Origin of the sequence: Croceibacterium xixiisoli (assembly GCF_009827305.1) — a bacterium.
Classification (GTDB): domain Bacteria; phylum Pseudomonadota; class Alphaproteobacteria; order Sphingomonadales; family Sphingomonadaceae; genus Croceibacterium_C; species Croceibacterium_C xixiisoli.
This window is the reverse complement of record NZ_WTYJ01000001.1, coordinates 666,507-679,455: the sequence shown is the minus strand read 5'-3', so window position 1 is coordinate 679,455 and position 12,949 is coordinate 666,507. Positions and strand designations below refer to the sequence as shown.

The 12,949-nt window shown below is 61.7% G+C and carries 9 protein-coding genes, 1 tRNA gene and 1 pseudogene; 5 read left to right on the top strand and 6 right to left on the bottom strand.

Features of this window, described 5'->3' with window-relative positions:
* Positions 1–15 precede the first annotated feature (15 nt).
* Complete coding sequence (locus tag GRI97_RS03225) at positions 16–1,116, bottom strand: DNA topoisomerase IB (protein WP_235917590.1); 1,101 nt, start codon at positions 1,114–1,116, stop codon at positions 16–18.
* A 122-nt stretch (positions 1,117–1,238) separates the two neighbouring features.
* On the opposite strand from GRI97_RS03225, the gene GRI97_RS03220 reads away from it, so the two are divergent.
* The gene (locus GRI97_RS03220; RefSeq protein ID WP_161389675.1) at positions 1,239–1,451 is read left to right on the top strand and encodes a hypothetical protein; all 213 of its coding nucleotides are present in this window, start codon (positions 1,239–1,241) and stop codon (positions 1,449–1,451) included.
* Between the two features lie 9 nt (positions 1,452–1,460).
* Here the strand turns inward: GRI97_RS03220 and GRI97_RS03215 are convergent, their stop codons facing one another.
* From GRI97_RS03215 to GRI97_RS03200, 4 genes are all read right to left on the bottom strand, one after another.
* Positions 1,461–2,780 (bottom strand): Hsp70 family protein, encoded by a 1,320-nt coding sequence (locus GRI97_RS03215; protein ID WP_161389674.1) that lies wholly within the window; start codon positions 2,778–2,780, stop codon positions 1,461–1,463.
* Between the two features lie 97 nt (positions 2,781–2,877).
* Complete coding sequence (locus GRI97_RS03210; protein WP_161389673.1) at positions 2,878–5,766, bottom strand: TonB-dependent receptor; 2,889 nt, start codon at positions 5,764–5,766, stop codon at positions 2,878–2,880.
* Positions 5,767–5,888: 122 nt separating this feature from the next.
* Complete coding sequence (locus tag GRI97_RS03205) at positions 5,889–6,896, bottom strand: FecR family protein (protein ID WP_161389672.1); 1,008 nt, start codon at positions 6,894–6,896, stop codon at positions 5,889–5,891.
* Positions 6,805–7,377, bottom strand: a complete 573-nt coding sequence (locus tag GRI97_RS03200) for an RNA polymerase sigma factor (RefSeq protein WP_328598523.1) — start codon at positions 7,375–7,377, stop codon at positions 6,805–6,807. The genes GRI97_RS03205 and GRI97_RS03200 overlap by 92 nt, the downstream gene beginning before the upstream one ends.
* Before the next feature lie 221 nt (positions 7,378–7,598).
* Between GRI97_RS03200 and GRI97_RS03195 the strand changes: the two genes are divergently transcribed.
* The 3 genes from GRI97_RS03195 to GRI97_RS03185 all read left to right on the top strand — a co-directional run bounded on the left by GRI97_RS03195 (position 7,599) and on the right by GRI97_RS03185 (position 11,109).
* Positions 7,599–9,479 (top strand): ABC-F family ATP-binding cassette domain-containing protein, encoded by a 1,881-nt coding sequence (locus GRI97_RS03195; protein ID WP_161389670.1) that lies wholly within the window; start codon positions 7,599–7,601, stop codon positions 9,477–9,479.
* A gap of 142 nt (positions 9,480–9,621) precedes the next feature.
* Positions 9,622–9,697: transfer RNA gene (locus tag GRI97_RS03190), tRNA-Thr, on the top strand.
* Positions 9,698–9,885: 188 nt separating this feature from the next.
* Positions 9,886–11,109, top strand: coding sequence for a tyrosine-type recombinase/integrase (locus tag GRI97_RS03185; RefSeq protein ID WP_161389669.1), 1,224 nt, complete (start codon positions 9,886–9,888; stop codon positions 11,107–11,109).
* 34 nt (positions 11,110–11,143) lie between these two features.
* On the opposite strand, the pseudogene GRI97_RS19000 reads toward GRI97_RS03185, so the two are convergent.
* Positions 11,144–11,261 (bottom strand): annotated as a pseudogene (locus tag GRI97_RS19000) (IS1 family transposase); the annotation flags it as partial.
* Between the two features lie 228 nt (positions 11,262–11,489).
* On the opposite strand from GRI97_RS19000, the gene GRI97_RS03180 reads away from it, so the two are divergent.
* Entirely contained in the window at positions 11,490–12,929 is a 1,440-nt protein-coding gene (locus tag GRI97_RS03180; protein ID WP_161389668.1) for an ATP-dependent nuclease, read from the top strand.
* Positions 12,930–12,949: the final 20 nt, after the last annotated feature.

The window sequence follows — 12,949 nt, the reverse complement described above, 5'->3', positions numbered from 1 at the left end:
CGGAGGCGGCTGGATTCAGGCCGCCTTCGCCCGCTCGGCAGACCTATTTTTCAGCCAGACAAGCACGCCGGCCTCTTCGGCGCTGAAGCCTGCGCGCCGGCTCCTCGGCAAGGTCAGCGCGCCTTGCGCATAACTGTCGAACACATCGGGATGGATGTAGCATTTGCGGCAGACGGCGGGCGTATTGCCCAAACGCTGCGCCACCCCCTCCACCACCTGGCGGATGGCGCGCTTGGCGGCCGCTTCGCTTTCCGCCGGATCGCATTGCGCCAGCGCGGCGGCGGCCAGCACCGTGCCGTTCCAGGTGCGGAAATGCTTGGTGGTGAAATCAGCCGCTGAAATCTGTTTCAGATAGGCGTTGATGTCATCCGAACAGACTTCACGCCTGTCCCCGTCGGCATCGATATATTGGAACAGCTGCTGGCCCGGCAGATCCTGGCTGGCCTTCACGATCCGGGCGATCCGCCGGTCATGGATGCGCAGGCGCCATTCCTTGCCGCTCTTGCCCTTGAACTGGAACCGCAGTTCGCCGCCGCTGATCGAGACATGCTTGTCCTTCAGCGTCGTCAGCCCATAGCTCTGGTTCTGCTTTGCGTAATCGACATTGCCGACGCGGATCATGGTGGTTTCGAGCAGGCGCACGATCGTGGCCAGCACCTTGTCTCGCGGCAGGCCCCGGCGGGACAGATCGGCATCGATCCGGGCGCGGATAGCCGGCAGAGCGGTGGCGAATTCGATCATATGGTCGAATTTGTTGCTGTCGCGGATTTCGCGGAATTTGGGGTGATAGCGATATTGCTTGCGCCCGCGCAGATCGCGGCCCGTGGCCTGGATATGCCCATTGGCCCGGGGGCAGATCCACACATCCTGCCATGCGGGCGGGATCACCAGGCTGCGGATGCGGGCCAGCACCTTCTCATCACGAATGACCGCGCCCTTCGCGTCACGATAGCAGAAGCCCTTGCCCTGCTTGCGGCGGGTGATGCCCGGGCCATCATCGCCCATATAGCGCAGTCCGGCATCCTCGGCCGTCTGCCGCGCGTCGGGCATGGCAATATCTGTCAGAGTGTCAGCCTGTTCGGTGGATGTCGCGCGCTGGCGGGGTTTGCGGCTCATGACCGATAAGCGCTGATCCCGGCGTCATGTTCCCGACGATACGGCTGAGCCCGAACTGGCCTGTGGGTTTGTCATCGCGCCCCGGTCGACAAGCCGGCCCACCGCCGATTAGGAGCCGGGACATGGCTATTATCGCAACGATCATGAACACCGTCACCGGGCGCCCGGTGCAGAAAATGAGCTTCAACCGGATGCCCAAGCCCTGGGCCAGCTTCACGCTGGAAACCGGCGAACTGGTGCAGGCCGAGCGCATCGATGTGGGCAAGCCCGCACCGGGCAAATTCGCCGCCCCGGTGGATGTGTGGATCACGCTCAAGCCCAAAGAAGAGGGCTGAGCGCCTCCGTTACGCCAGTTCGTTTTCCTCGATCGTCCAGTCGCGCAGATCGGGTTCGTTCCCGATCAGCGCCAGACCATGCGCGATGGAGGTCAGTTCTTCCCCGCTGTCGATCCGCTCTGCGCCGAACCGGCTTTCGAACAGGCGCCGCACGGCCGGGATCAGCGATGATCCGCCGGTGACGAAAACCCGGTCGATCTGATCGGCCGACACACGCGCCCGTTCCAGCGCTTCATCCACCGTGGCCGCGATCCGATCCAGATCGGGCGCGATCCATTGTTCGAAATCGGCGCGGGTCACCTCTGCCTCGATCGACAGTTCATCACTGTCGAAGCGGAATGTCGCTGCCTCTGCCGAAGACAATTGCCGCTTGAGCTGACCGACCGCTTCATAGAGCGGATAGCCCAGTTCATGTTCGACCACAGCGATCATCCGCCCGATCGCTTCGGGATCGAGTGCCGCGCGTTGCAGCCGCGCCAGTTCGTCCAGCGTCCGCCGGTTGCGCATCAGCGCCAGCCGCGACCAGTCCCCGAAATCGGTGAAATGCCCGTCCGATATCGGCAGCACCTTGTCGAAGGAGCGGTAATTGCTGCCCTTGCCCAGCATGGGCAGCACCAATTTGTCCATGATCCGGTAATCGAACCGGTCACCGGCGATGCCGATACCGGCGGAGCCGAGCGGAATGCAGCGGCGTGCGGCGCCGGGCGCGTCCACGCGGACGATGGAAAAATCGCTGGTGCCGCCGCCGAAATCCGCCACCAGCAGATTGGCCGGTTCGGCCAGGCGGGAGGCATAGCTGTAGGCCGCGCCGAGCGGTTCATAGACATAGTGGATTTCGCGCCCGAGCATGGCGAACATCGCATCGTAGCGCCGCCGTGCCAGCGCCACATCCGGGCTCTGCCCGACATAGCGCACCGGGCGGCCGATCATGATCCGTTCGGGCAATTGCTTGAGCGCATCGCCGGCATGATGGATCAGATGATCGAGGAACACCTGCCCCAGCTCTTCGAATTTCAGCCGCTTTTCAAACAGGCTGGCGCTTTCGAAGCGGGGATTGGCGGCCACCGATTTGAAGGATTGCAGGAAACGGCAGCCCTGCGGATAATCGAGGAATTCGGCAATCGCCCAGGGACCGGCTTCATGCGCCAGCCCGCGCACGCCGCTTTCCTGCCAGAAGCACAGGGCCGAACGGAACACCGATGTCCGCCCGTCCGGCGCATCGAACCCGACCAGTTGGGCATCATTGCCCGCGCCGCTGAGCGCGACGACCGAGTTGGTGGTGCCGAAATCGATCCCGGCAACCCGACCGATGGCACGCGCGTCTGACATGGCTGATCCTTCTGATTGCCCCTCGATCAGGGCGACTGCGGCGCTTCTGTGGCAGCGCCGCAGCCGTCAGGCAACCATATGGCCCCGTGGTGACAGATCAGAATTGCGCGCGCAGGCCCAGCTTGAAGGTCCGGCCGAAGGCGGCATTGGTGTAGAACAGCCCGCCGCTTTCCCCCCGGTAATACTCGATGTCGCGGGCATTGTTGAGATTGGCGGCATCGAAATAAAGCCGCAGGCTGTCGGTCAGATCATAGCGCAGGTTGAAATCCACCTGCACGGTCGGGCGATCGAACACATCCTCTTCCACATTGCCGGCCAGCACCACCAGCGCCTTGCCCCGGTAATTGGCCGACACCCGCAGCGACAATCCATCGTCTTCCCAGCCGAGCGAGGCATTGCCGACCAGATCACGCTGGCCCGGCAGGGCGAAGACTTCGCCAGCGCGGACATTGGCGGTGGATTCGGAATCGGCCCAGGTCACATTGGTCTGGGTGAAAAGGCCCGACAATATGCCCGGCAGATCGGCATAGGCCTGCGTCCAGGACAGTTCGACGCCGAACACCTTGGCCGTTTCGCCATTGAGCGTGGTTTCGATGGATTCGAAATCGGTGCCGACCCCATCGGGCAGGCGCAGCGGCAGCAGCGACAGATCCGATCCATCACCGGAAAAATCGAAGAAGAAATTGTCGATCCGCTTGAAGAACATCGCCGCCTGCAGCGCGGTGCCGCGATTGGGATACCAGGCCGCCGAAAAATCGAAGGAATCGGCGGTCAGCGGATCGAGATAGGGATTGCCGGCAAACAGATCACGATTATCCGGATCATCGGTGGCGAACTGCACCCGCATGCGGTTGACCCGATCGTTGAAATCGGGCCGCTGGATGCCCCGGTTCCACGATCCGCGCACCACGACATCGTCTGCCGGTTCCCAGCGCAGATGCAGGCCGGGGAACCAGTTGGTGTATTCGTTGGAGACCGTGCCCAGATCGCGGATTTCCCCGCTGTTGGCCACGCCATCAGGCCCGCGCCCGCTGCCGTCGAATTCGGTGAAATAGCCCTGACTGTCAGAGCGGGTTTGTTCCACGCGCAGGCCGGTGACGATCCGCAGCCTGTCTGTCTGGCTGATGGTCAGCTGGGCATAACCGGCAAAGACATCTTCCCCGACCGAATAGTCGCCCGAGGCGGACAGATCTTCGCGCTGATAGGCCGGATTGGTGGCCAGCAGCGCATCGCGCGCTTCCAGAAACAGGGCATAGCCGGCATCGGCCGTGGGGAAGAAGCCGGCATAACCAGGCCCGGCGATGTCGAACAGATCGGTATCTTCCATTGTCCGGCGCACGCCGAAATTGCGCGGGTTGCCGGTGAATTCTTCCCGATCGTTGGATTTGGTGCGCCAGCGCGCGCGGGCGCCGAGATCGATGCGGCCATTGGCGCCCAGGAATCCGGCATCACGGCCCAGATCCAGCCGCGCACCCCAGATTTCGTCGCGCCGCTGTTCCTGCACATAGAGCAACTGGTTGAACTGATAGCTGCCCGGATCGAACGGATCGCCGCCATCGCCATCATCGCCCACCGCCGGGGTCAGGTTGAAGCCGTCGCGATCGCTGTCGAGATCGACCAGCAGTTCTTCGGCCCGGAAGCGCCCGCGCAGGGCATTGGGGTTGGAAAAGCGGGACAGCGACCAATCGCCCTGAACGCCCAGATCCCAGCCGCCGATGCTGAGGCTGCCGCCGGTGGAGAGGCTGGCGATCTGATCGGTGATATTCTGGAAGAACATCCGCCGTTCGTTTTCGACATCATCGAACAGCCCGCCGCCCGGGCGTACTTCCAGGATCTTGTCGTCTTCGGAATTCTCGATCACCCAGATGTCCTGAAAGCTCAGATCATCGTCGCGCAGCCGGCTGTAGGTGCCGCGCAGGAACAGTTCGGCCCCCTCGCTCGGCCGGAATTCGAGATTGGCCGAGGCGTTCCAGCGGGTCCGCTCCCCCGTTTCGGTGACCTGGATCACCTCATTGTGGCGCAGATATTCCGGGCCATCCCCCTCCAGCGCGACCACGCCGTCCAGCCCGGCATCGCCTTCGATTTCCGTGCCCTGGATCGGGCGCCGCGAATAGGCGAGCGAGACGCCCAGGCCCAGGCGATCTTCGAAAAACCGGCGGGTAAGATTGGCGGAGACCTGTTCCCCGAGCTTGTCCACCACTTCGCCATAATAGCCATCGACGCGGATCTGCATGTTTTCCCGCCCGGTGAAGGCAGACAATGTGCGCAGATTGATGGCGCCACCGATCGTATCGGCGTCCTGACTGGGCAGTACCGATTTGGTGATCTCTATCTGCTGCAATTGTTCGCCGGACACAGAATCGAGCGAGACGCTGGCCGTATCGCCATTCGAGGTACCGAGACGGACCCCGTCGATGGTGACGGCCGTGAACTGCGAGGGCAGGCCGCGCACGGATACGCTGCGCCCTTCCCCTTCCGAGCGGCCCACGGTCACGCCGGGCAGGCGCTGCAACGATTCGGCGACATTCTGATCGGCAAACTGGCCGACGTCCTCAGCCGAAACGACATTGGTCAGATTGTCTGCCCCCCGTTCCGCCTCGATCGCGCGGTCGAGCGCGCTGCGCGGACCTGTCACCACGATTTCCGTCTGTGAAACCGGCGTCGCTGTTGCCCCCACCGCTGCCGTCTGCCGCGCGCGCAGGGTGATCATGCGGCCATTGTCGCTGGCAATGCCGAGCGGCAGGGTTTGCAGCAGGCGGCCCAGGGCTTCGCGCGCGGTCATGGTGCCGGAAACCGCGCCGACCGAATGGCTGGCCACGGCATCGAAGGGATAGACGATCTCCACCCCGGCCTGGCTGGAAAAGCGGTTGAGCGCGGCGGAAGCCGGCCCGGCGGGGATATCGAACCGCTTGCGTTCCTGCTGCGCCTGTGCCGGTGCCGGCGTTGGTGCGGCGGGCTGGGCCAGGGCGGGAACGGCAGCAAACATGCTGGTGGCAAGCAGAAGGGCGGAACAGACGCGGCGCGGTCGCATGGGTGATCCCCTGATCGATTGGATGGTCGGCCCGTTCGGCCGTTCACCAGCAGAGACGATCAGGCCCTTCGCGCCCGCTATTGTCCGGAAGAATTTCTTTCGATCACGATGACGCCATCCCCCGGCTTCACCTGCAGGCCGAAAGTGGAACTGATCGCAGTGAGGAAACTGTCGGGCTGCAGCGTTTCGAACCGGCCACCGATCCGCAGCGCCCGGACCGCAGGATCGGTGATGACCAGTGGGCGATCCAGATAGCGGTTGTACTCGGCAATCGCGGTGCCCAGCGTTTCGCCGCTGAACACCACTTCCCCCCGACGCCAGGCCGATGCGGCATCGACCGCCTGCGCCGGTGCGGTGCTGACATCGGTGGCAACCGGGGTCAGATGCAGGATCTGTCCGCCACTGGCGCGCGCTGCGGGGCCGGCGGGCGTGGCAGCAGCCACCCGCGCGGCGCCGGACATCACCAGCACCTCTCCCGCCTGGCCATCGCGACGACGGATGTTGTATTCCCCCGCCCCCAGCATCAGCGTGTGATCGCCGCAATGGAGCAGCACATGCTTCAGCCGCTCGCCCGGCAGCAGCAGCGCCGCCTCCCCCGTATCCAGCCACAGCTCGCAATATTCATCGCGCATCTGCCAGCGGATGCTGCTGCTGGTGTTGAGCATCACGGTGAGCCCCGGTACCGGGTGGAACCGGCGCTGTTCCCCCACGGCCGTGGCGGCATAGGCCGGGCCCGTCATCATCTGCCAGGCAAAGCCGCCGCCAATCGCCAGCGGCAGGGCGAGCGCCGCCGCCCGCATCAGCGACCGGCGGGAGAAGGACGGCGTTGCTTCCGCCTGCGCCACCGGTTCGATCTGGCGCTGATCACTCTCCGGCAGGCGCGCACGGCCGATCGCCTCCCACGCGGCGACCGCCTGGGCGTAGGCTACGCGATGGAGCGGATCTGCGTCGCGCCAAGCTTCGAATGCGATCCGGTCTTCGGACGCAGCAGGATCAGCCGATCCGGCGTCCAGCCGGGCCAGCCAGGTCGCGGCTTCCGCCTGCGCCCGCTCCACATTGCTCTTCCTGAAAATTCCGTCCGTCATCCTCGCCCCGGGCCGAACCGATGGCCTCCATGACAATGCGCATCCCCTTAACGAGATGCTTCTCGACCGTAGAGACGGATATGCCCAGCCGTTCCGCTATCTCGGTTGGAGAAATTTCTTCGAATTTGCGCATTTCGACCACTTGGCGGCATTTCGGCGGCAAACCGGCCACTGCCTGACGCACTGCCTCCAGCTCTCTGCGGGCCGCCATCTGGTCAAAAGCATCGGGGGCTTCGTCCGCCACATCGAACAGCGCGGCATCGCCGCCCTTGTCGAACGGCACCACCCGCGCATGGCGCAACCGGTCGATCCCGATGTTGCGCACCAGCAGCATCATATAGGCCTTGGGCGCAATAACCCCGGCCCAATGCGGCAGGGCGATCATGCGAGTATAGGCTTCCTGGACGATTTCGCCGGCGGCATCGGCATCGAGAGCCCAGCGCATGGCCTGCCGATGGTACGCCGCCGCATGCGGCAGCACCCGATCGATAAACCAGCGGTCCCTGTTGCTGATGCCCAGCACGCATTCTCACCCGGCGGGCGCGGCCCTTTGCGCGCGGCAGCCGGCTAGAAAGCGAATGTGACGTGCCGAAGACTATGACGCAGGATGTGATGCAGGCTGGGGCTGCTTTTCGGGCCGCAGTGCTTTTTTCGCAAAACCGGTCCCACTTTGCCGCGCGATGCTCTAGGCGCGCCGGTGACATGATCACGATCCAGAACATCACCGTCCGTCTGGGCGGCAACACCATCATCGACGGCGCCACCGCCGCCATTCCCACCGGCGCGCGGGTCGGCCTGATCGGCCGCAATGGCGCGGGCAAATCGACCCTGATGAAGGTGCTGATCGGCCAGCTGGAACCCGACAATGGCAGCGTGGACATGCCGCGCCGCGCGACGCTGGGCTATATCGCGCAGGAAGCGCCGACCGGCACGCAGACCCCGTTCGAAGCCGTGCTGGCCGCGGACAAGGAACGCACGGAGCTGCTGGCCGAATCCGAAACCTGCACCGATCCCGATCGCCTGGGTGATGTGCATGAGCGCCTGCTGGCGATCGATGCCTATTCCGCCCCGTCGCGCGCGGCGCGCATCCTGATCGGGCTGGGTTTTGACGAGGAGATGCAGGCCCAGCCGCTGGACAGTTTTTCCGGCGGGTGGAAAATGCGCGTCGCCCTGGCCGCGCTGCTGTTTTCCGGGCCTGACCTGCTGCTGCTGGACGAACCGTCCAACCACCTCGATCTCGAAGCGACGCTGTGGCTGGAAAACTTCCTCAAATCCTATTCCGGCACGCTGATCATCATCAGCCATGAACGCGATCTGCTGAACAATGTCGTCGACATCATCCTGCATCTGCAGGGCGGCAAGCTGGCGCTTTATCCCGGCAATTATGATTCCTTCGAACGGCAGCGCGCCGAACGCGCGGCCCAGCTGGCCGCAGCGCGGGCATCGCAGGATGCGCAGCGTGCGCGGCTGCAGGATTATGTCGCCCGCAACAGCGCCCGCGCCTCCACCGCGAAGCAGGCCCAGTCCCGCGCCAAGATGCTGGCCAAGATGCAGCCGATCACCGCGCTGATGGAAGATCCCAGCCTCAGCTTCGCCTTCCCCGATCCCGATGAGCTGCGCCCGCCGCTGATCACGCTGGATCTGGCGACGGTCGGTTATGGCGAAACCCCGATCCTGAAGCGGCTGAACCTGCGTATCGACCCGGATGACCGGATCGCCCTGCTGGGCCGCAACGGCAATGGCAAGACCACGCTGGCCCGGTTGCTGGCCGCGCAGCTGGCGCCGATGGACGGGGCGATGCAGTCATCTGGCAAGATGCGCGTGGGCTATTTCACGCAGTATCAGGTCGAAGAGCTGGCATCCGATGAAACCCCACTGGCGCATATGACGCGCGCGATGGAGGGCAAATCCCCCGGCGCGGTACGCGCCCAGCTGGGCCGGTTCGGATTTTCCGGTCATCTTGCCACCAGCAAGGTGGCCAAGCTGTCCGGCGGCGAACGCGCGCGGCTGGCGCTGGCGCTGATCACCCGCGACGCGCCGCATATGCTGATCCTGGACGAACCGACCAACCACCTTGACGTGGACGCGCGCGAAGCGCTGGTGCAGGCGCTGAACGATTACACCGGCGCGGTGATCATGATCAGCCATGACCGGCATATGGTGGAACTGACGGCAGACCGGCTGGTGCTGGTGGACCATGGTACGGCCGAGGAATATCCAGGCAGCATCCAGGATTACATCGATTATATCCTGGGCCGGAAGCAGGCGAAGCCCGTCGGCGATGCGCGCGCGCAGGCCAAGGGCCAGGACAAGCCGGCCGCCAAGCGCGTCCACGTGCCGCGCGAAAAGCTGAAGGAAGCGCAGAAGGCCGTGACCGAGGCCGAACGGGCCATGGGCCGGGTAGAGGGCGATCTGGCCAAGGTGGACAAGGCAATCGTCGATTCCACATCCGGCAAGGCAGCTGCAGAGGCGCAGAAGCTGGGCGACCTGAGCCGCCGCCGCACCGAGCTGACCGATGCGCTGAAGCAGGCAGAGGCGGCGTGGCTGGAAGCAAGCGAGAGACTGGAACAGCTGGTCGGATGACCGCCCCGCTGAACGAATGAAATTTTTGGCGGAGCGCGGGTTTGCAACGGGCGGATTTCCCGCTACAGGCCGCGTCCTGCACTGGCACGCTGCGGATTCTCGCAATCGGGCAGCCCGTCGCAGACCTCTGAACCAGGGGTAAGCCGCTTTAGCTCAGTTGGTAGAGCACATCATTCGTAATGATGGGGTCAGGTGTTCGAGTCACCTAAGCGGCACCATTCCCCTGTTCACAGACGTTCGATCACGTCCTTGAAACCCCGGAAAATCAGCGATATTTAGCGGAGACGTATCCGCCAGTGTTCATACGTGTTCGCTGACAGATACCCTCAATCTCGGGGTATATCTGGGGGTATCGTGAACACCCCTGGCAGGATACCCCCGGCATCCGGTTAAGGGGTTCTTTCCTATGGCGCTCACCGATGTGGCAATCCGCAATGCCAAGCCGGCTCAGAAGCCTTACAAGCTGGCTGATAGCGGGGGCCTGTACCTGTATGTGACACCAGCCGGCGGAAAGTTCTGGCGCTTCAAGTTTCGCGTAGCAGGTTTGGAGAAGCTGCTGTCATTTGGTGCCTACCCTGCCGTGCGGCTGGGCGATGCCCGCAAAGCCCGCGATACGGCGCGCGAGAGCGTAGCGGCTGGGAATGATCCAGCGCATGAAAAGAAAATGGCCAAGATTGCCACCAGGACAAGTGCGGCCAATACGTTTCAATCCGTGGCGGACGATTTCATTGCGGTGCAACTGGTTGCGAACGGCAAAGCCGCCGCGACGATAGACAAGGCGCGATGGTGCCTATCGCTGCTGGCACCGATATCCGCCAGGCCGATTGCCGAGATCAAGCCGGCTGAGTTGCTGACAGTCCTGAAGAAGCTGGAGAACAAGGGTCACCGCGAAACTGCCCGCCGGACGCGCGCGCTGGCCAGCCGCGTATTTCGCCACGGCGTGGCCCATGCGCTCTGCGAAACAGACCCCGCCGCATTGCTGGGCGGAGCGCTGGCGACGCCTGTGGTGAAGCACCGCGCTGCGATTCTGGACCCGGCGAAGCTTGGCGCCTTCCTTCGCGATCTAGATTGCTATGGCGGATCACGACCGGTTAGGATCGCCATGCAACTGCTGCCGCATGTGTTTACACGCCCAGGCGAACTGCGCTGGGCACGCTGGAGCGAGGTCGATTGGGAGAATTCGATTTGGCATGTCCCAGCCGAAAGGACCAAGTTGCGCCGCCCGCATAGCGTACCGTTATCACGGCAGACTATCGCGTTGCTGTCAGAATTACGGCCATTGACAGGCAATTATGATCTTATGTTTCCTGGTGAGCGGTCTCATCTGAAACCTATTAGCGAGAACACCGTTAATCAGGCTTTCAGGCGCATGGGCTGGGGTCAAGATGAGATCACGGCGCATGGATTACGGGCGACCGCTTCTACACTTCTAAATGAAAGCGGCAAATGGCACATTGACGCTATCGAGCGCGCCCTTGCCCATGGACATAGCGATGCGGTGCGAGGCACCTACGCACGAGGGCAACATTGGCAGGAACGCGTGCATATGGCGCAGTGGTGGGGCGATTATCTTGACCAGTTGCGCAAAGGCGGCGAGGTGTTGACGTTTAATCCGAAAGACGCGGCCTGACAGAGCACGGCAGTGTGTCAGTTTGAATTTGGTCTCACTTTTTATAGGGGCCGCGCTTTGCGGGGCGCTGGAGCCATAGCGTCGAACTTTGCAACAACATCGTCCAGCGACCACAGGCGATCGTCGATGCCAGCAGCCATCGCAGGCGACATGTGAATGCGGGTGACCTTGTAGAATACAAGATAGATATGAATTTCACGCTAGGGACGATTGAATCACGCTGACAGCGGTCTTCCCCTAAGAAGCTATCGCGCCAAGGGCGCATTTGAGCGAGGCAATTACCTCATTAATTTTCAATTCGACAAATTAATCGCCATTTTCTATCGCTCTATGCGCAGCGACACGCTTGGGGCGGCGTCCGGCCGAGAAGAGGTTGAGCAATGGCACTCAGCAATGAAATGCGCCGTTTAGAAACGAGATGGCGGAACCAAAACGGTTGGCCTAAATGGCTGGAATGGCTTGAGATACGCAACATCCGCGGCTGGACCGAGCAGCGCATCTCGTTGGACTTTCCGATTGTAGCTATCGTCGGAGAAAACGGCTCTGGGAAAAGCACAATATTGCAAGCAGCAGCTTGCACTTATCAGTCTCCCAATAGCGCTGGCCGTACATTCTTTCCTTCAGAGTTTTTCCCGGAAACAGCTTGGGACACTGAGCAAGATTTGCGTGTTCGATATGCCTATAAACAAGGTGACCAGCACTTGGACCATTCCGTCCGAAAGCCAACTACCAGATGGCTAGGGCAACCAGAACGACCTAAACGCGACGTTCTTCACATTGATTTAAGTCGCCTGCAACCAGTAGGCACTCGTGTCGGCTATGCACGCATCGCAAAAAACAAGCATCTGGAGGGAAACTCCACTCCATTCACCGCTGATCAAGTGTCACGACTTTCACAGATTATGTGCCGTGATTACGATCTTGCGAAAATGGCACTTTCGACGATTGACTCCACGCGCGAGATACCCGTCCTGTCTAAAGCCGGGAAGACATACTCAGGGTTTCATCAAGGATCTGGCGAAATTACCACGATGGAATTGCTTGCCAAGCAGCTTCCAAGGTACGGCCTTGTACTGATCGACGAAATTGAGTCTTCATTACATCCAAGAGCGCAAAGACGACTGATGCGTGATCTAGCAACAGCAGCGCGTGATCGAGAATGCCAAATTATCCTTAGTACTCATTCACCGTATATTCTTGAGGAGCTTCCGCTTTCAGCGAGAATATACATTTTAGAAACTGGTGGCCGGAAAGAAATTGTGAACGGTGTTAGCCCTCAGTTCGCAATGACCAAAATGGACGACGAAAACCATCCAGAATGCGAACTTTACGTTGAAGACAATAGAGCTGCTACTTGGTTAGCGGAAATTCTAAGTCGCAAAGCTCCGCAACTGTTTGTTCGCTGTTCAATTATTCCGTTTGGCGCAGCAAACCTAGGCATCGCGCTTGGGCAAATGGTTTCGGCAAATAGGTTTCCTCGACCCACGCGAGTGTTTTTAGATGGAGACCAAGGAGATGCCGTAGGCTGCACCCTCTTGCCTGGAGAAGATGCGCCAGAGCGTGTTGTTTTTGAAGATTTGCGAGTGCAAAACTGGCGCCATGTTTGGACACGCGTCGGACGCGATCTGGCTTCTGTTTCGGACGCTTGCCAAAATGCTATGACGCTTGCTGATCATCATGAATGGGTACTCTCTGCGGCTAACAGGCTGTTTTGCGGTGGAGATGTTCTCTGGCAGGCAATGTGCAGCGAATGGGCTGAGATGGTGGCAGATGAACGCACCCAAACAATCGTAGATCAAGTAGCAGACGCCTTAGATTAACGCGACCATCGCTTACGGGC